This window comes from Ruegeria marisflavi (assembly GCF_025673445.1).
Lineage (GTDB): Bacteria > Pseudomonadota > Alphaproteobacteria > Rhodobacterales > Rhodobacteraceae > Ruegeria_B > Ruegeria_B marisflavi.
The window spans coordinates 149,781-166,597 of the sequence record NZ_JAOVQN010000010.1 but is presented as its reverse complement, the minus strand read 5'-3'; the positions used below and the strand labels follow the sequence as shown (position 1 = coordinate 166,597).

The window sequence follows — 16,817 nt, the reverse complement described above, 5'->3', positions numbered from 1 at the left end:
GGCCCCCCCCCCCGGGCTGGGGGGGGGGGGGTGGTTTTTTCTTGGCCCGGGGGTCCCCCCGCCCCCCGCCCCCCCCCGGCCGGGGGGCGCTGCCCCCCGGACCCCCCGGAGTATTTCCAGCGAAATGAAGGGGCGTTTGGTGCGGTCACCTCTTGCGCCGGGAAGCGGGCACGGCCATGGTCGGGATATGCCCAGCCTGACCGTCGATACCCCCACCGGCGCCTTTGTCCTGACCGAGGAGGAGGGCGCGATCACCCGCGCAACATGGGGGCAGGGCGGAGCGGATCATACGCCGCTGCTCGACCGGGCGGCGGCGCAGTTGGTGGAATACTTCCAAGGCAGGCGCGAAAGTTTCGATCTGCCTATGCGGGTGCGCGGCTCGGCCCTGCAACGCGCGGTCTGTGACGCGATGATCGCCATCCCCTTTGGCTTTACCCGCACTTATGGCGAGATCGCCCGCGATCTCGGCTCCTCGGCGCAGGCGGTGGGCCAGTGTTGCGGCGGTAATCCGATCCCGATCCTGATCCCCTGCCACCGGGTGATGGGCGCCAAGGGGCTGACCGGGTTTTCCGGCGCGGGCGGGGTGGAGACAAAAGTGGCTCTTTTGCGTCTTGAGGGCGCTGCGGGCTTGCTCATCTGACCCAGATCAAGGCAATCTGACCCGCAGCCCGGCCAGATAACGTGCCGGAGAAGAGCAAGGAGACGCCCATGACCGACCGCGCCGTTCTGAAACAGGCCGTGCATGACAAGCTGATGTCGCTGGAGGCCGCCGAACTGGCCGCGGCCAAGGCCCATTACGAGGCCTACCTCAAGGAATCGCAGCTGGACGAGCGCGAGGTGCATGACAAGGACGACCTCGTCGCCTCGCGCGAGAGCCGCGACCTGGCCGCCGCCTTTGATGCCCCGGTACAGGCGCACCATGCCAAGGTCGACGCGATCGAGAATACCGATTTCTCGCTGACCGACACGGTGCGGCCGGGGGCTGCGGTGTCGTTTGGCGGCCGCAACTTCATCGTCTGCGTCTCGACCACCCGGTTCGAGGCCAATGGCAAGACCTATATGGGGATCTCGACACAGAGCCCGATCTACCTGGCGATGGCGGGATTGAAGGCGGGTGAGAGCTTTACCCATAACGGAGCCGAAGTCGTCATCGACGATGTCATGTGACACGGTCGCCCGGGTCCTGGCCGGCTATCGGTCGGCCGCACCCGGGTTGATCGCTCGGTTCGAGGCGCTGTCCTCGTCACAGATCCTTGCCCCGGTGGCCGATCTCTTGCCGCCGCCGCCGGGACCGGCGCTGGACATCGGGGCCGGGACGGGCCGCGACGCGGTCTGGCTGGCGCGGCAGGGATACCGCACCCGCGCCGTCGAGCCGGTGGCGTCCCTGCGCGCCGCAGGGCAGGCGCGGCACGGCGATATCATCGACTGGTTCGACGACCGTCTGCCGGACCTGCCCGTGCTGCGTTGCGCGGCACAGCGATACCAACTGGTGCTGGCCAATGGGGTGCTGCACCATCTGCCGCTCGCAGACCAGATCACCGCGATCGACAGCATGGCCTGTCTGTTGGCGCCGGGGGGGCGGTTGGTTCTGTCGCTGCGCCATGGGCCGACCCCGCCGGACCGGCCCGGGTTCGCCATCGACACGACCGCGCTGGTCCGATACGCGGAACGGCGTGGCCTCACCATCCTGCGTTGCCGCACTGGGTTGGCCTCGGCCCAACCGGAAAACCGGGCCGCCGGGGTCAGAAGGGACTGGGTGGTGTTTTCTCGCGAATGATCATCTGGGCGATGCCCGCGAAGATCAGATAGAGGCTGGTCACCACCAGCCCCCAATGCGCCCAGCTTTCGGGATGGAACCCGACCCAGGCCGCCCAGCCTGCAAAGAAGGTCCAGGCCAGCGCCATCGGCAGGGTCACCTTGCGCCAGCGCTCGGTTCGCACCGGATGCACGAATTTCAGCGGCAGGAACATCGCCACCGCCAGCACGGTCACCAGCACCAGGCTGACCCAGAAATTGGGCTCCAGCGCAAAGATCACCAGAACCACCATGTTCCAGCAGCCCGGAAAGCCGGAGAACGAGTTGTCCTTGGTCTTCATCCGGGTGTCGGCGAAATACATCGCGCTGGCGAATGTGATGACGATGATCGCGAACCAGCCGGTCCAGCCGTCCATCAGCCCGGATTTGAACAGGGCAAACGCGGGAATGAACACATAGGTCAGATAGTCGATGATCAGGTCCAACAGCACCCCGTCGAACTCGGGCGCATAGGTCTTGACGTGGTATTTCCGGGCCAGCGGCCCATCGATCCCGTCGACCACAAAGGCCACAACCAGCCAGAGAAACATCAGATCCCATTTGGCATCCACCGCCGCCAGCATCGCCAGCATCGAGAAGACGGCACCAGTGGCGGTGAAGAGATGGACGAAGAGGGCGCGGAGTTGAGGAGTCATGCCCTCCTCATGACGGAAAATCCGCCATCATGCAAACCGAGATCGCGGCCCGGCCCGCTTTGACGTCATGCTTTTGGGTGGGTGCGGTTGTAGACATCCATAAGATGCGCGGTGTTGACGGCGGTATAGGCCTGGGTTGTCGACAGCGAGGCATGGCCCAGCAATTCCTGGATCGCGCGCAGGTCGCCACCGGCCTCCAGCAGGTGGGTGGCAAAGCTGTGGCGCATCGCGTGCGGCGTGGCTGTCGAGGGCAGGCCAAGCTGCATCCGCGCCCGCGCCACCACCGCCTGGATGCTGCGCGCGTTGAGCGCGCCGCCACGGACACCGCGGAACAGTGGCGCAGCTGCCTCCTGAGGCCAAGGGCAGAGGCGCAGATAGGTGTCGACCGCGTCGCGCGCGGCGGGGATCACGGGCACCAGCCGCTCCTTGCCGCCCTTGCCGCGGATGCGCAGCGTCGCGGGCAGCGGCGCGTCACGCCCGGTCAGCGCCAGCGCCTCTGAGATCCGCAGGCCGCAGCCATAAAGAAGGGTCACCACCGCCATGTCCCGGGCGGCGACCCAAGGCTTGGCCGATTGCAACTCGACCGTGTCGATCATGGCGCGGGCGGCGTCTTCGGCCAGCGGGCGCGGCAGTTTCTTCTGGAACTTGGGCGCGCGGGTGGACAGCACGGCGGTTGGCTCGAACCCCTCGCGCTCGGCCAGCCAGCGGTAGAAACTCTTGACCGCCGACAGCTTGCGCGCCAGCGACCGGGCGCCGGTGCCATCGGCCCGCGTCCGCGCCATCCAGGCGCGCATGTCGGGCACCCCGATCCGGGCCAGCGCGCCCAGACCCTGGGGCGCGCCGTGATGGTCTGTCATGAACGCGATGAAATCGGTCACGTCGCCGCGATAGGCGGCGATGGTGTTCTCGGCCTGGCCCGCCAGCGCCGACCGGGTCTCCAGCCAGTGCTGGAGCGCGTCGCGGCAGGCGGGCGAGATCAGGCTCACGACAGCCAGCGGCGCATCGAGCGTTCGAACACACCGGCGAAGAACGCCAACAGGTCCGACCCCAGTTGCGGGGTGAACTGATGCGGATCCTCGGCCCCAAAGGCCAGCATGCCGGGCAGCCGCCCGGCGCCAAGATCAAGTTTCAGACAGGCCTCGGAGCGGATCCAGTCCGCCTGACGGCCATAGACCTGGCGCGACCCGGTCTGCATCTGCCGCAGGGTGACCTGCCGCGCGCCGGGGCCGCGCCCGCCGGTCAGGTAGCGTTCGATGAACCCCGGCTCGGCGACGCTCAGCACCTCGCCCAGCCGCTCCAGCGCCTGGCCCTGCTCGGGCTGGCCGCTCTCCAGCACCAGCCGCACCGAATCGACGCGCAGGATCTCGCCGATCTCGCCGCCGAGATCACGCAGGAAGGTCTCGAAATCGGCCGCCTCCAGCAATCGCAGTACCGCGCGGTGCACCTGGTTGGTGCCCGCGAGATTCTCATAAGCGGCGGCGATGACCGAACGGTGAGTGTCCTCCAGCCGGTCCAGCCGCGCCTCGAGCCGCTCCATCGCGATGCCGCGCAGGTCGATGATATTGCCGCCCATGGCGCGCTCGTTGGCGGCCACAAGCGCGTGCATGACATCCTTGTCATCCAGCACGGATTGCGGTTTGGCGAGGATCGCCTCGCGCAACATGTCGTCCAGTTTCGGGCTACTGCTCATTCCAGCCTCGTATTCTTGTTGGGCGGTTTTATAACACGGGATCACGGCTTTGCCGCTGAAAAAATCTACATCTGGGCAGATTTCTACCTGTGGATGCAACCCATGGGGCGGGCCGCTCCCGCCCGTCGTTGCCCGATCTGCCGATCGGGCGCCTCCCGTTGGGCCGGGCGCCGCGCTGCCGCGCGGCGCGCCGAAGAAAATTCGACGAATTTTCTTTATCCCGGTTCCGGGGGACGATCCGGTTAGAGGATCTTGATCCCCGCCGCCTTGATATCGGCCAGAAAGGCATCAAGCCCCTTGTCGGTCAGCGGATGGTTCACCATCGCCTTGATCACCGAGGGCGGCGCGGTGATCACATCGGCGCCGATCCGGGCACTGTCCAGGATATGGTTCACCGAACGGATCGAGGCGGCCAGAATCTGCGTCTCGAACCCGTAATTGTCATAGATGGTGCGGATATCCTCGATCAGCTCCATCCCGTCCAGGTTGATATCGTCGAGCCGCCCGATGAACGGAGAGATGAAGGTCGCCCCCGCCTTGGCCGCCAGCAGCGCCTGGTTGGCCGAAAAGCACAGCGTCACGTTCACCATATGGCCATCGTCCGACAGCACCTTGCAGGCCTTCAGCCCGTCCCAGGTCAGCGGCACCTTGACCGCGATGTTCCCTGCGATCTCGACCAGCTTGCGCCCTTCGGCGATCATGGTGTCTGCGTCGGTGGCGGTGACTTCGGCGGACACCGGCCCATCGACCATGGCACAGATTTCGCGGGTGACCTCGATGATATCGCGACCCGATTTCTTGATCAGCGAGGGGTTGGTGGTGACGCCATCCACCATGCCCAGGTCGTTCAGCTCGGCAATGGCGTCGATCTCGGCGGTATCAACGAAGAATTTCATGGATGCTCCTGTCAGCGATTCACGCGGGATTGCCCCTCTTAGCGCAGCCCGCCCCCGAGCGGGAGTCCCACCTGACAAATGAGAGAAGGCCCGGGCCATCGGACCCGGACCTTCTCGGACGGCTGCGTGAGTGGGGGTGCCGTCTTATCCCAAGACCGAGAACGGCTCCTCGACGCCAAAGAACACGCCCGCGTCGACCGCGATATCGGCCGCGTCGATCTTCTGGTTCAGAATGACGACCTGACCCACCTTGTCGCCGTCATGCGCGCCGCCATTGCCACCCTGGTTCGACACAAACGCCAGAATGGTGTCGACCTGGCCGTTGCCATCGAAATCGGCATAACTCGCGCTCTCCAGCTGCACTGTGTGCCCGCGGAACACCAGCGTGTCGCCCTCGGCGGCGTCGAAGTCGGTCACCACCTTGGTGCCGATGCTCTCGACCCAGTGATCATGCACATTTCCGTTTTCCCCGGCCACGCCGTTCATCGAATAGTCGATATTGCCGTTTGCACCCGTATGCTTGGCGATGATCTCGTCCTTGGCGTCGATCAGCCAGCGGAATTCGAACGTATCGGAACCACTGCCGCCTTGCAGGTAATCGGTGTCCTCGACCGGCTCATCCGCATTCACCAGCGCCCCGGCATCCTGTGCCGGAACCGCCTCTCCACCCCAGGAAAAGCCATAAAGCAGGTCGTCGCCATCACCGCCATAGAGCATGTCATTGCCCGCGCCCCCTTCGAGCGTGTCATTGCCCGCATCGCCATAGAGGGCGTCATCGCCCGAGCCGCCAAACAACAGGTCCTGCCCGGCATTGCCGTGCAGCTCGTCCGAGCCGTCGCCGCCATGCACCTCGTCGTCATTGCGCCCGCCCGACATCACATCGTCGCCCGATCCGCCGAACAGCAGATCGTTGCCGTCACTGCCCTTGATCAGATCGTCGCCTGCGCCGCCTTCGACCCTGTCATCGCCGGACCCGCCGTTCAGCGTATCATTGCCCGCGCCACCCTCGACCGTGTCATTCCCGGCCCCGGAATTGACGCTGTCGGCACCGTCCCCGGCGAGAACGATATCGTCGCCGCCATGCCCGTTGAGGGTGTCATTCCCGGCCAGACCTTCGATCAGGTCGGCGAACTGGGTGCCGTTCAGCTGGTTGGCGAATAGATCGCCCAGGATGTGTGCCATGGTGTGTTCCCGTCTGTTGAGTGTTGCCGGGCCATAGCTAGGCGCGCTCCCCCACCCCGGTCCAGATCGGGCGATATGCCAATTTATGACATATATATCAGCGGGTTATTTCCGGTCTTGCGGCGGCTTTCCGCCGAGCCCCACAGGCCGGCCTCACCCCTCCGGCAATTCCGAAAAGACCGTCTGGCTATGGCCATCCCGGCTTCCGGCGAAGGAGATCATCACCTCCGTGTTCCGCTCCAGTGGGGTTCCGAACACGTCGTGGTCATGGATGGCCAGAACCGCGATCTCACCCGCCGCATCGCGGACGGGGAACATCGACACCACGATGACACCCCCCACCGCGACCCTTCTTTGTTGCAGAAACGGGTTCAGCCGCAGCACGGCCAGCATCACCGCGCCGTCGAAAAACCCCCGCTCATCCAGCCTGTCCAGGACATGCCCGATCACATGCGCCCTGCCGAACAGAGACCCGCCTGCCTCGACGCCCTCATCGCCTTCCAACAGCGCCTCGCGCTCGAACCGTGGCGAACAGCCCAGCAGCCGGTGATCCCGGCCCCAGACCGCCACGGCCGAGCCGCTCTGCTCCAGCATCAACCGCATGGTCTGGTCCGGGCCTGCGCGGCCGGTTTCCAGCATCTCGTTCAGAATCGCCTGTTTCGCGGGCAGCGAGGGTTCGCGCGTGCCGCGCTCCCACCGGCTCACCGTCGATTGGTCGACGTTGAAATCCTGTGCCATCGCCTCTTGTTTCAAGCCGCGCCGGTGCCGGTAGGCGCGGCAGAGTTTTGCCCAGTCTTGCCCTTGCAGCAACATGTGCGGTACCCCGAACCAAATGAGACCGCCCGCTGCGCCCTGTCGATCCCAGGCCGCAGCCGCCGGGCGGTGTTGGCAGCAGGCTATCCGGGGGCATTCGGCAATGGAAGAAGGAGCGTTCTACGATGCCGGTTTCCTTGTCTCGGTCCTGACCACGCAACCGCTCGACCGTACCCTCGATTACAAGGCACCCGAAGGCGGCTGTTTCGCGGGCGCCTTTGTCGAGGTGCCGCTTGGCCCGCGCAAGGTGCTGGGCGTGATCTGGGGACCGGGCCGGGGCGATTTCGACCGCTCCAAGGTCCGTTCGGTGCTGCGGGTGCTCGATGTCCCGCCCATGCGCGAGGAAATGCGCGCCTTTCTGATCCGGGCCGCCGATTACACGCTGACACCGCTGCCCGCGATGCTGCGGCTGGCCACCCGTGCGCCGGGGCTGGGCGATCCGCCCTCGATGCGCAAGATCTACCGGCTGGGCGGGGCCGAACCCGACCGCATGACCGAGGCCCGGGCCCGCGTGCTCGCGGTGCTGCGCGACTATGGCGGGCTGGCCTTCACCCTGCGCGAACTGGCCGAGATGGCCGGGGTGACCTCGTCCGTGGTCAAGGGGCTGGTCAAACAGGGCGCCGTCCGCGAAGAGGACAGCCCCCGCGATCTGCCCTATCCGCATCTCGACCCCGATCTGCCCGGCAAGCCGCTGACCGAGGATCAGGCGGCCGCGGCCGACAGGCTGCGTGCCGGGCTGCGCAGCGGCAACTATGGCACCACGCTCCTCAAGGGCGTCACCGGCGCGGGCAAGACCGAGGTCTATCTCGAAGCGGTGGCCGAGGCGCTGCGCATGGGCCGTCAGGCGCTGGTGCTGCTGCCGGAGATTGCACTCACCGCCGTGTTCCTGACCCGGGTCGAGGCGCGCTTTGGCGCGCGCCCCGCCGAATGGCATTCGGGCGCGACCATGACCGAACGCCGCCGCATCTGGCGCATGGTGGGGCAGGGCGAGGCGCAGCTGGTGGTGGGCGCCCGCTCGGCGCTGTTCCTGCCGTTCCGCGACCTGGGCCTGATCATCGTGGATGAGGAACACGACACCTCCTACAAGCAGGAGGACGGCGTTCTTTACAATGCCCGCGACATGGCGGTGCTGCGCGCGGCAATCTGCGGCGCTCGGGTGGTGCTGGCCAGCGCCACGCCATCGCTGGAAAGCTGGGCAAATGCCGAGGCGGGCAAATACGAGCGGTTGGAGCTTTCGTCCCGGTTCGGTGCCGCCACCCTGCCCGAGATGCGCGCCATCGACATGCGGGCCGAGGCGATGACCCCCGGCACCTGGATCTCGCCCAGCTTGCGTGCGGCGGTGGCCGACCGGCTGGCCAAAGGCGAACAGTCGCTCCTTTTCATCAACCGGCGCGGCTATGCCCCGGTCACGCTCTGCCGCGCCTGCGGCCAGCAGATCGGCTGCGACCATTGCGACGCGCGCATGGTCGAACACCGGTTCCTGAAACGGCTCATGTGCCATCAGTGCGGCGAGACCAAGCCGATCCCCGACACCTGCCCTCATTGCGGCGCCGAAGGGCGGCTGGCCCCGGTCGGTCCCGGCATCGAACGGCTCGCCGAAGAGGCCGCCGCCAGTTTTCCCGAGGCGCGGCTGGCGGTGCTCAGCTCCGATCTCTTCGGCTCGGCCCGCGCCCTCAAGGAACGGATCGAACAGATCGCGGCGGGCGAGGCCGATATCGTCATAGGCACCCAGCTGGTTGCCAAGGGGCACAACTTTCCGCAACTGACGCTGGTAGGGGTGATCGACGCCGATCTGGGTCTGCAAGGCTCCGATCTGCGCGCCGCCGAACGCACCTTCCAGCTGATGCGCCAGGTGGCGGGCCGGGCGGGGCGCGCCGAGAAACCGGGCCAGGCGCTGTTGCAGACCTTCCAGCCCGACCACCCGGTGATCCGCGCCATCCTCGGCGGCGACGAGGAACGGTTCTGGCAGGCCGAGGCCGCCGAGCGGCAGACCGCGGGCGTGCCACCCTACGGGCGCATGGCCGGAATCATCCTGTCCGGCCCCGAGGCCGGGCCGGTCTTCGACCTCGGCAACGCGCTGGCGCGCAACGATGCGCCCCTGCGCCAGATCGGGGCGCAGGTCTTCGGCCCCGCACCCGCCCCCATCGCCCGCGTCCGGGGCCGCCACCGGGTGCGGCTCTTGGTCAAGGCGCCCAAGGGCGCGCCGCTGCAAGAAGCGATCGCCCGCTGGATCGCGCCGCTGCGCCTCAAGGGTGACCTGCGCCTCAGCGTCGATATCGACCCGCAGAGCTTTCTTTGACGCTTCGCGGGCCTTGAGCGCGTGCATGAGTATTTTTGACCAGAAAGAAGCAGCAGTCCGGTTCGGCTTCTTTCTGGTCAGCAATACTCCGGGGGTGAGGCCGAAGGCCGAGGGGGCAGCGCCCCCTGACCAGCCTCACCACGGCTACAGCAGCTGCTCATAGGCGCTCGTGGCCATCTGGCGCAGATCCTCGCGGGGCAGGGCGCCGGTCAGCACATATCCCAGCCCGCCATCGGCCCATTGCAGGCTTTCGGTCTGCCGGTCTCCGGCAAAGCGAAAGGCGCTGTCGCCCGCCTCTTGTTGCGCCACATAGAGGGTGATCCGCTGCCCTTGGGCATTCTCATACATGTAAAGCCCGGCGGCGCGCTCGCCCGCGGGCAGGATGCGCCCGCCCATCAGGGCAAAGCCCGAGGTTGACAGGTCCGGCGGGCTGACCGGCGCGCCGATGCGCTTGGACATCCAGCTGTCCATATGGTCGCGCTGGCTGGCCGGCACCTCGACCGGATGCACCACTTCGACGACATATGTCCTGTGCGCGGTCAGCGCCGCATCAGCCAGCGCCGGGGCGAGGGTGCCGGGCCCCAGTCGGGCATGCCCGGCCCAGCCGCCCACCAGCCCCAGCGCCAACAGGGCCATCGCCGCCAGCGCCTGTCGCAGCAGCGGTGCGCGCGGCGCCGGGGATGGGCGCAGGGCCTCGCGTAGCCGTGCGGGCACCGGTTCGGCGTGTGTCTCGCCATAAAGCGCGCGGATGTCCTCGTTCTGCCGCGCCCAGTCCAGCAGCAGCGCCTGCGCGCGCGGATCCTGCGCCAGCCGCGCCTCCAGCGCGGCACGCTCGTCCATTGGCAGCGCATCCTCGAAATAGGCGATCAGCTCTTCATCGCTCAGCGGGTCCTGGGTCATACGCCTTTACCCCTTTGGGCCGGGCCAGCAGAGGGTTCCCCGCGCCCGGTCATGGATCTCAGATTGGCCCGCGCGCGCGCCAGCCGTGACATCAGCGTGCCCTTGGGGATGTCGAGCGCCGCCGCCGCCTCGTCGAAACTGGCCCCTTCCAGCGCCACGAGCAAGAGCGCGCGGCGTTGATCCTCGGGCAGGCGGGCAATCGCGGCCTCGGTCTCGCGCAGGGCCATATGGCTGTCCTGCCCGGCGGGATGGGCCGGTTCCACCACCAGATCCTCGACCGCCACCAGATGGCCCGCGCGCGCCGCGCGGCGGCGCAGGTCGCGATGCCGGTTGATCAGGATGCGAAACAGCCAGGCCCTGAGCGCGCCGTCCGGGCGGCGGCCGGCAAGACCCGCCACCGCCCGTTCCAGACAATCCTGAACCAGGTCGTCGCCCGCCTCGCGGTCCCGCATCAGCGCATGGGCATAGCGGCGCAAGTCGGGGATCAGGGCTTCGATCTGGTCGAGGATCGCCATTCAACCGCTCCGTCGTCAGGGACGGGCCAGGTGCCAGATGCCCTTGACCCCATCACCGGTGATGTCACCGGCCTTGGCATCCTTGACCCAAGTGTAAAGCGGCATGCCCTTGTGGGTCCACTGGCGCGAGCCGTCAGCGCGCAGCACGATGCCGAACGCGCCCTGCGGCCGGGCGGTGTTCGCGGCCTCGAGCGGCGGCCATTTCGCCGCGCAATCGTCATAGCAGTTCGACACGGCGGGCGTGTCCTTGTCAAAGGTATAAAGCGACAGGCCATTGCCATCGGTCAGCACCGCGCCCTTGGCGGTGTCGCCGGTCTGGATCGCGGCGCCCGCCAGGGCGGATGTGGCAATGGCCAGCGACAGGGCGGCCAGGGCAAGGCTGGGTTTAAGGGTCATATCGGGTGTCCTTCTGATCTCATGCAACCGGCGCCTCATGCAACCGGCAGAACAAAGGACGCCACCGCGCCGTAAATAATCCCCGACCTCGCGTTTTCGTGATCGCGCGCCTAGGCGGCCCTGGAGCTGGTGGCGCGCTGGTCGATCAGGAAATCGGTGGCCATGGCCCCCACCCACATGAAAAACAGCGCCGCCCAGGCGGTACCGACAAAGATCGAACCGCCGGTCACGCCCGCACCAATCGCGCATCCACCCGCCAGCATGCCGCCGAACCCCATCAGCGCCGCGCCGATCATCGCCTTGCGCATGGTGACCGGCCCGTCAAAGGCCTGGATTTTCATCTCTCCTGCCAGCGCCGCCGCGATCATTGCGCCGATGAACACGCCCGGAACCAGCCCGACGTCGAACTCCAGTACCGCGTTGCGGTCGAGAAAGAACATCAGCGTATGCGCCGAGGGGCCGGTAAAGGTGGCGCTTTCGATCTGCACCGGTTCAAAGGCCACCTGGCTAAGCGCATAGGTCAGCACCCAGCCCAGCGCGACGGCAAACCCCACGCCCGAGGCAAAGACCAGCCTTGCGGCGCCAATCTCGTTGCGGCGCGCGATTACCAGCGCCACCACCGCGCACATCAGGCCCAGCACCAGACCGCCGTATTCCGGCAGGCCAAAGGTGGAGAGCAGGTTCATGTTGCGCCCGCCCTCGGTGATCCACAGCGCCGCCAGCTTGTCGCGCAGCGGCGACAACAGACCCGACAGGCTCATCTGCGCCACCACCGCAAAGATCAGCCCCGACACCACCGAGCGCAGGTTGCCGGTCGCCGCCAGCACCAGCAAGCGCCCCGAACATCCGCGCGCCAGCACCATACCGGCGCCGAACATCAACCCGCCGATGATCGCCCCCGACCAGCTGCCGGGCACCGCCATCATGCGGGCATCGGCGGAGTTCATCAGCCCGGTCAGCTGCGCCGCCTGCACCCAGACCAACGCGGTCGAAAAGGTCAGTAGCCAGACCGCCACCTTGTCGCCCATCTGGCCACGGGCAAACTCCACCGTGGCGGCACGCAGGCAGAAGCGGGACCGCTGCGCGGCAACGCCAAAGGTGATGCCGGTGATCAGACCGAACAGAGCGGCGGTGGGGGCTTCGCCGATGCGCTCGACAAGGCTGACGATATCCATGGCGGACTCCATCCGATTCCGGTTGATGACTTATAGAAACACATTCCGATGTTTGATTTGATTTATATCATCCCGGGCGCGAAAGCCCTGTACAAAACGGTCAAACCATGGCTCGGGACCGGTACAAAACGGTCAATTTGCAACCACGGCGGCGGTTCTGCGCATCGGCGCAAGGTCTGTGTGCGCCCCCGGCTTTCTGCTCGCCAAGGTCCTGGATTGGGCGTAGAGGAAATTTATGAGATCGCTCGTTCCCCTGTCCGAGGCGCAAAGCCTGCCGTTCTGGCGCCGCCCCATCACGCTTTTATTCGTGATGGCGATGACCATGCCCATTGCCTTCAACGCCTGGAGCGCGCTGCTCAACAATTTTGTGATCGAAGCCGCAAATTTCGACGGTGCCGACATCGGCCTTTTGCACACGGTGCGCGAGATCCCGGGCTTCCTGGCCATCGGCGTGATCGCCGTGCTGCTGGTGATGCGCGAACAGGTTTTGGGCCTTGTTTCATTGATCCTTCTGGGCGTCGCGACGGCCGTCACCGCGTGGTTCCCAAGCCTCGGTGGGCTTTTGATGGTGACGCTTTTCAGCTCGATCGGCTTTCACTATTACGAGACGGTCAACCAGTCGCTGCAACTGCAATGGCTGCCCAAGGACCGGGCGCCGCAGGTGCTGGGATGGCTGGTCGCCACCGGCTCGGCCTCGACGCTGGTGATCTATGGGCTGATCGTGCTGACCTGGGACCGGTTCGAGCTGAGCTATAACACCGTGTTCATGGCGGCAGGCGGGCTGACGGCGGTGATGGCTCTGTTCTGTCTTTTGGCCTATCCGCAGTTCGAGGCCCCGACCCCGCAGGTCAGGAAACTGGTGCTGCGCCGACGCTACTGGCTCTATTACCTGCTCCAGTTCATGGCGGGTGCCAGGCGGCAGATTTTCGTTGTATTTGCAGGGTTTATGATGGTCGAGAAGTTCGGCTTCGACGTCCATGAACTCACCGGCCTGTACCTGGTCAACCTGGTGATCAACATGATCGCGGCGCCGATGCTGGGCCGGGCGGTGGCGCGGTTCGGGGAACGGCGCACGCTGATATTCGAATATTCGGGGCTGGCGCTGGTCTTTGCCTGTTACGGCGGCATCTACTGGTTCGGCTGGGGCGTGATGATCGCGGCGGTTCTCTATGTGATCGATCATATCCTGTTCGCCCTGGCGCTGGCGCTGAAGACCTATTTCCAGAAGATCGCCGACCCTGCGGATATCGCCCCCACGGCTGCTGTGGCCTTTACCATTAACCATATCGCGGCGGTGTTCCTGCCGGTGCTGCTGGGTCTTTTGTGGGTGGTGTCACCCTCGGCGGTGTTTGGTCTGGCTGCTTTGATGGCACTGTGTTCCCTGGCGCTGTCACTGCTCATTCCCCGCCATCCCGAACCGGGCAACGAAACGGTGCTGTCGAAATACGCACCCGTCCCGGCGGAGTAGGCGCGGATGGAGCGGCGCGGGAGGTTCCTGAGCGGCTCGACCATGGGGCACGTGGTCCGGATGACCCTGACCGGCGCCATGGGCATCACCTTTGTATTTCTGGTGGATGCCGCCAATCTCTACTGGATCTCGCGGCTGGGCGAGCCGCGCCTGATGGCAGCGATTGGCTTTTCCTTTGCCATCCAGTTCCTGTCGGTCAGCGTTGGCATCGGGCTGATGATCGGAGCGGTGGCACTTGTCTCGCGCGGGATCGGGCAGGGGCGACGTGGCCTGGCCCGGCGACACGCCACCAGCGCGATGATGATCGCCTTTGGTGTCCAGAGCCTTGTTGGTCTGCTTATCTTTGTGTTTCGCGACCAGATCGTCGGCCTGTCCGGCGCAACCGGCGAGACGGCGGCGTTGGCGGCACGGTATCTAGCGATGACGGTGCCCTCGCTGGGCGTGATGGCGGCGGGAATGGTGGCCAATGGCGCGCTGCGCGCCGAAGGCGACGGGGTACGCTCGATGTCGGTAACCCTGACTTCCGGCGGGGTCGCGATGGTGATCGACCCGTTCCTGATATATGGTCTTGGCATGGGGCTGGACGGCGCCGCGCTGGGCGTCGTGCTGTCGCGCTTCGTCATGCTGGGGATGGCGTTTCGCTTTGCCACCGGGCCGCACGACCTGCTGGCGCGGCCCCGGCGGCGTGACGTGATGGGAACGCTTCGGCCGTTTATGGCGATTGCCGTCGCGGCGATCCTGACCCAATTGGCTGCTCCGGTCGGCAATTACATCCTGACCTCGGTCATGGCGCAGTTCGGTGATCAGGCAATGGCAGGCTGGGCGGTTGTCGGGCGGCTGACGGTCGTGGCCTTTGGCGGTATCTTCTCGCTGGCAGGCGCTATCGGCGGTATCTTTGGCCAGAACTTCGGCGCGCGCGAACACGCGCGTTTGCGGTCGACGTATCGGGACGCGGTGCTGTTCGGGGTTGGCTACACTCTGATCATGTGGGCGGTGCTCAGCGCGGCCGCACCGGGGATCGGCGCGGTGTTCGATCTGCAAGGCCCGGCGCAAGAGGTGCTGCGTGCCTTTACCCATGTGGGCGCGGGCGGTTTTGTGTTTGCCTCGCTGCTCTTCGTGTCGAACGCGGCGTTCAATGCACTTGGCAAGGCTCGCCGAGCAACGCTGACCAATTGGCTACGCGACGGAGTGCTGACGCTTCCGGCCGCGCTATGGCTTGCGGGTCTTTACGGGGCCGAGGGGGTGATCTTTGCCCAGGCGTTGTGCAGCCTGGTTGTCGGGCTGGGGGCGGCCTATTGGGGCTGGCGCTTCGTCATCGGGCTTGGCCGCCAGATGCTTCCACCGCTTGACCTTGCGCCGCCGCGGCCCTACGCGCATCCCGACAGATACAGGAGACGCTGATGCCCACCTTTACCGCGCTGACAACTCTGACCGGCAAATCCCAGGCCGAGGCGCTGGGCGAGGCCATGGAGAAGCTGACCCCGGAACCGACAGGCGTGGGCGTGTTTGAACTGGAGGATGACTCCGGCCTTTGGGAGGTCGGAGGGTATTTCACCGAAACACCCGACGCCGCCGGGCTGGCGCTGCTGGCGGCCGCGTATGGGGCACAGCCCTTTGTCGTGTCGGAACTGCCCGAGACGGACTGGGTCGCCCATGTCAAACGCGAACTGTCCCCGGTGGAGGCCGGGCGGTTCTTTGTTTATGGCAGCCATGATGCCGACAAGGTGACTGCCGACCGCATCCCGCTTTTGATCGAGGCGTCGATGGCCTTTGGTACTGGACATCACGGAACGACTCTCGGCTGCCTGCGCGCGCTCGATCGGTTGATCGCGCAAGGGTTCGAGGCGCGCAAGGTGGCCGATATCGGCTGCGGCACAGCCGTTTTGGCCATGGCCGCCGCACGGGTCTGGGACGGCGACATGCTGGCCTCGGACATCGACGCCGTCGCGGTCGAGGTGGCAGAGGCAAACCTGAAGGCGAACGGGATGGCGGGCAGGGTCACATGCCTGGAAGCAGCGGGATTTGATCATCCCGAGCTTGGCGCACATGCCCCCTATGACCTGATATTCGCAAATATCCTCAAAGGACCGCTTGTGGCCCTTGCCCCGGATGTCGCGGCGCATCTGCGCGAGGGTGGATACGCGATTCTGTCGGGTATCCTGAACGAACAGGCAGATGAAGTGATAGAGGTTTATTCACGGGTTGGAACCAATCTGGTGGAACGGGAAAAGATTGGTGACTGGACGACGCTGCTGCTGTCCAAAAATGTCGCAATTTAGTCCAGTTTTAGAGGCATTTTAGGCGTAGGTCTTGGTTTTGCCCAAATTTGATCGTACCTTAGTTTCAACGCTGGTGGGGGCCAGTGTATGGAGGCTGCCATGGTCGATAACCGTATCGACTTTGACCACCGGGTCCGTCGTTTGACCAAAAAGCACGAGGCCATGTCTCGTGGATACTATGGTAGGGTTCGTAAAGACGGCTTGATCGAGATGAAGCCACGGCGTAGCGGAATCAAGCTTCCGGTTCGGGCTTTGCTGCTGATCGTTGCCAGCATTTTCATTTTCAAAGGGTTTCTGCTCGCAAGTTTGGGGAGCGATACCTACGGTTACCGCGTCGAGCGACTTGCTGGCGGAACGGCGGTGGAACAGGCTGGTGCCTGGGTCATGAAGCCCGATCCGCTGAGCGTGTTTCTTGCGGAGCAAATTGGCCCGGTTCTGCGCTGAGTTTTCCCTCGGCAGAAAAAACGCCGCATGCGGACTATCGGCATGCGGCGTTTTCTTTCGCCCGAGAGGGAGGTCGGGAAATCCGGTCAGAAACCGCCTTTGCCTGCGGCAATGGCGTCGATGTCGCTGCGGGTCAGGCCGATGTCTTCCAGTTCACGGTCCGAAAGCTCAGCCAGGGCGTTGCGTGTGACGCGCGCGTCGTTCCATTCGACGATTGCGGTCGCGATTGCGTTGTAAACGGCTGCGATCCGGCCAACGAGGCCGTTCGAGCCAGTGATGGTGCGGGTGGTGTCCAGTGCAGCCATTTTCT

General features: G+C 65.6%; 19 protein-coding genes. 8 read left to right on the top strand and 11 right to left on the bottom strand.

The features are described 5' to 3' along the window. Positions 1-187 precede the first annotated feature (187 nt). The 3 genes from OEZ49_RS11725 (at position 188) to OEZ49_RS11715 (ending at position 1,777) form a co-directional block, all read left to right on the top strand. Positions 188-640 (top strand): methylated-DNA--[protein]-cysteine S-methyltransferase, encoded by a 453-nt coding sequence (locus OEZ49_RS11725; RefSeq protein ID WP_263388477.1) that lies wholly within the window; start codon positions 188-190, stop codon positions 638-640. 68 nt (positions 641-708) lie between these two features. Then, a complete protein-coding gene (locus tag OEZ49_RS11720; protein ID WP_164128903.1) occupies positions 709-1,167 on the top strand; it encodes a hypothetical protein in 459 nt (152 codons plus the stop codon). After that, on the top strand, positions 1,157-1,777 hold the full coding sequence (locus OEZ49_RS11715) for a class I SAM-dependent methyltransferase (RefSeq protein WP_263388476.1): 621 nt from the start codon (positions 1,157-1,159) through the stop codon (positions 1,775-1,777). The genes OEZ49_RS11720 and OEZ49_RS11715 overlap by 11 nt, the downstream gene beginning before the upstream one ends. Here OEZ49_RS11715 and OEZ49_RS11710 read toward each other — a convergent pair. The 6 genes from OEZ49_RS11710 to OEZ49_RS11685 all read right to left on the bottom strand — a co-directional run bounded on the left by OEZ49_RS11710 (position 1,743) and on the right by OEZ49_RS11685 (position 7,031). Next, positions 1,743-2,450 (bottom strand): CDP-alcohol phosphatidyltransferase family protein, encoded by a 708-nt coding sequence (locus tag OEZ49_RS11710; protein WP_263388475.1) that lies wholly within the window; start codon positions 2,448-2,450, stop codon positions 1,743-1,745. The genes OEZ49_RS11715 and OEZ49_RS11710 overlap by 35 nt on opposite strands. A gap of 65 nt (positions 2,451-2,515) precedes the next feature. Beyond that, a complete protein-coding gene (locus OEZ49_RS11705) occupies positions 2,516-3,436 on the bottom strand; it encodes a tyrosine recombinase XerC (protein ID WP_263388474.1) in 921 nt (306 codons plus the stop codon). Then, the gene (locus OEZ49_RS11700) at positions 3,433-4,140 is read right to left on the bottom strand and encodes a DUF484 family protein (protein WP_263388473.1); all 708 of its coding nucleotides are present in this window, start codon (positions 4,138-4,140) and stop codon (positions 3,433-3,435) included. The genes OEZ49_RS11705 and OEZ49_RS11700 overlap by 4 nt, the downstream gene beginning before the upstream one ends. Positions 4,141-4,382: 242 nt before the next feature. Beyond that, positions 4,383-5,036: a fructose-6-phosphate aldolase gene (fsa, locus tag OEZ49_RS11695; RefSeq protein ID WP_263388472.1), complete on the bottom strand. Its 654-nt coding sequence runs from the start codon at positions 5,034-5,036 to the stop codon at positions 4,383-4,385. A gap of 144 nt (positions 5,037-5,180) precedes the next feature. Further along, complete coding sequence (locus tag OEZ49_RS11690) at positions 5,181-6,218, bottom strand: calcium-binding protein (protein WP_263388471.1); 1,038 nt, start codon at positions 6,216-6,218, stop codon at positions 5,181-5,183. 153 nt (positions 6,219-6,371) lie between these two features. After that, a complete protein-coding gene (locus tag OEZ49_RS11685; protein WP_263388470.1) occupies positions 6,372-7,031 on the bottom strand; it encodes a helix-turn-helix domain-containing protein in 660 nt (219 codons plus the stop codon). A gap of 103 nt (positions 7,032-7,134) precedes the next feature. Between OEZ49_RS11685 and OEZ49_RS11680 the strand changes: the two genes are divergently transcribed. After that, positions 7,135-9,330 (top strand): primosomal protein N', encoded by a 2,196-nt coding sequence (locus OEZ49_RS11680; protein WP_263388469.1) that lies wholly within the window; start codon positions 7,135-7,137, stop codon positions 9,328-9,330. Between the two features lie 144 nt (positions 9,331-9,474). Here OEZ49_RS11680 and OEZ49_RS11675 read toward each other — a convergent pair whose 3' ends face one another. The 4 genes from OEZ49_RS11675 to OEZ49_RS11660 all read right to left on the bottom strand — a co-directional run bounded on the left by OEZ49_RS11675 (position 9,475) and on the right by OEZ49_RS11660 (position 12,316). Then, a complete protein-coding gene (locus OEZ49_RS11675) occupies positions 9,475-10,230 on the bottom strand; it encodes an anti-sigma factor family protein (protein ID WP_263388468.1) in 756 nt (251 codons plus the stop codon). Further along, on the bottom strand, positions 10,227-10,745 hold the full coding sequence (locus tag OEZ49_RS11670) for a sigma-70 family RNA polymerase sigma factor (RefSeq protein ID WP_263388467.1): 519 nt from the start codon (positions 10,743-10,745) through the stop codon (positions 10,227-10,229). The genes OEZ49_RS11675 and OEZ49_RS11670 overlap by 4 nt, the downstream gene beginning before the upstream one ends. Before the next feature lie 15 nt (positions 10,746-10,760). Then, positions 10,761-11,141: a COG4315 family predicted lipoprotein gene (locus OEZ49_RS11665; RefSeq protein WP_263388466.1), complete on the bottom strand. Its 381-nt coding sequence runs from the start codon at positions 11,139-11,141 to the stop codon at positions 10,761-10,763. Positions 11,142-11,251: 110 nt separating this feature from the next. After that, on the bottom strand, positions 11,252-12,316 hold the full coding sequence (locus tag OEZ49_RS11660) for a YeeE/YedE family protein (RefSeq protein ID WP_263388465.1): 1,065 nt from the start codon (positions 12,314-12,316) through the stop codon (positions 11,252-11,254). Between the two features lie 235 nt (positions 12,317-12,551). Between OEZ49_RS11660 and OEZ49_RS11655 the strand changes: the two genes are divergently transcribed. The 4 genes from OEZ49_RS11655 to OEZ49_RS11640 all read left to right on the top strand — a co-directional run bounded on the left by OEZ49_RS11655 (position 12,552) and on the right by OEZ49_RS11640 (position 16,507). Next, positions 12,552-13,784, top strand: coding sequence for an MFS transporter (locus tag OEZ49_RS11655; RefSeq protein WP_263388464.1), 1,233 nt, complete (start codon positions 12,552-12,554; stop codon positions 13,782-13,784). Positions 13,785-13,790: 6 nt separating this feature from the next. Continuing rightward, positions 13,791-15,185: an MATE family efflux transporter gene (locus tag OEZ49_RS11650; protein WP_263388463.1), complete on the top strand. Its 1,395-nt coding sequence runs from the start codon at positions 13,791-13,793 to the stop codon at positions 15,183-15,185. Then, complete coding sequence (locus OEZ49_RS11645; RefSeq protein WP_263388462.1) at positions 15,185-16,063, top strand: 50S ribosomal protein L11 methyltransferase; 879 nt, start codon at positions 15,185-15,187, stop codon at positions 16,061-16,063. The genes OEZ49_RS11650 and OEZ49_RS11645 overlap by 1 nt, the downstream gene beginning before the upstream one ends. A gap of 99 nt (positions 16,064-16,162) precedes the next feature. Further along, positions 16,163-16,507: a hypothetical protein gene (locus OEZ49_RS11640; RefSeq protein ID WP_263388461.1), complete on the top strand. Its 345-nt coding sequence runs from the start codon at positions 16,163-16,165 to the stop codon at positions 16,505-16,507. 86 nt (positions 16,508-16,593) lie between these two features. Here OEZ49_RS11640 and OEZ49_RS11635 read toward each other — a convergent pair whose 3' ends face one another. Next, a complete protein-coding gene (locus OEZ49_RS11635; protein ID WP_263388460.1) occupies positions 16,594-16,812 on the bottom strand; it encodes a DUF1127 domain-containing protein in 219 nt (72 codons plus the stop codon). Positions 16,813-16,817: the final 5 nt, after the last annotated feature.

Excerpts from the sequence above, each read along its gene's own strand:
- OEZ49_RS11725 (WP_263388477.1), top strand. The coding sequence starts at position 188 with ATGCCCAGCCTGACCGTCGATACCCCCACCGGCGCCTTTGTCCTGACC.
- OEZ49_RS11720 (WP_164128903.1), top strand. The coding sequence starts at position 709 with ATGACCGACCGCGCCGTTCTGAAACAGGCCGTGCATGACAAGCTGATG.
- OEZ49_RS11715 (WP_263388476.1), top strand. The coding sequence starts at position 1,157 with ATGTCATGTGACACGGTCGCCCGGGTCCTGGCCGGCTATCGGTCGGCC.
- OEZ49_RS11710 (WP_263388475.1), bottom strand. The coding sequence starts at position 2,450 with ATGACTCCTCAACTCCGCGCCCTCTTCGTCCATCTCTTCACCGCCACT.
- OEZ49_RS11700 (WP_263388473.1), bottom strand. The coding sequence starts at position 4,140 with ATGAGCAGTAGCCCGAAACTGGACGACATGTTGCGCGAGGCGATCCTC.
- fsa (WP_263388472.1), bottom strand. The coding sequence starts at position 5,036 with ATGAAATTCTTCGTTGATACCGCCGAGATCGACGCCATTGCCGAGCTG.
- OEZ49_RS11690 (WP_263388471.1), bottom strand. The coding sequence starts at position 6,218 with ATGGCACACATCCTGGGCGATCTATTCGCCAACCAGCTGAACGGCACC.
- OEZ49_RS11685 (WP_263388470.1), bottom strand. The coding sequence starts at position 7,031 with ATGTTGCTGCAAGGGCAAGACTGGGCAAAACTCTGCCGCGCCTACCGG.
- OEZ49_RS11680 (WP_263388469.1), top strand. The coding sequence starts at position 7,135 with ATGGAAGAAGGAGCGTTCTACGATGCCGGTTTCCTTGTCTCGGTCCTG.
- OEZ49_RS11675 (WP_263388468.1), bottom strand. The coding sequence starts at position 10,230 with ATGACCCAGGACCCGCTGAGCGATGAAGAGCTGATCGCCTATTTCGAG.
- OEZ49_RS11670 (WP_263388467.1), bottom strand. The coding sequence starts at position 10,745 with ATGGCGATCCTCGACCAGATCGAAGCCCTGATCCCCGACTTGCGCCGC.
- OEZ49_RS11665 (WP_263388466.1), bottom strand. The coding sequence starts at position 11,141 with ATGACCCTTAAACCCAGCCTTGCCCTGGCCGCCCTGTCGCTGGCCATT.
- OEZ49_RS11660 (WP_263388465.1), bottom strand. The coding sequence starts at position 12,316 with ATGGATATCGTCAGCCTTGTCGAGCGCATCGGCGAAGCCCCCACCGCC.
- OEZ49_RS11655 (WP_263388464.1), top strand. The coding sequence starts at position 12,552 with ATGAGATCGCTCGTTCCCCTGTCCGAGGCGCAAAGCCTGCCGTTCTGG.
- OEZ49_RS11650 (WP_263388463.1), top strand. The coding sequence starts at position 13,791 with ATGGAGCGGCGCGGGAGGTTCCTGAGCGGCTCGACCATGGGGCACGTG.
- OEZ49_RS11645 (WP_263388462.1), top strand. The coding sequence starts at position 15,185 with ATGCCCACCTTTACCGCGCTGACAACTCTGACCGGCAAATCCCAGGCC.
- OEZ49_RS11640 (WP_263388461.1), top strand. The coding sequence starts at position 16,163 with ATGGTCGATAACCGTATCGACTTTGACCACCGGGTCCGTCGTTTGACC.
- OEZ49_RS11635 (WP_263388460.1), bottom strand. The coding sequence starts at position 16,812 with ATGGCTGCACTGGACACCACCCGCACCATCACTGGCTCGAACGGCCTC.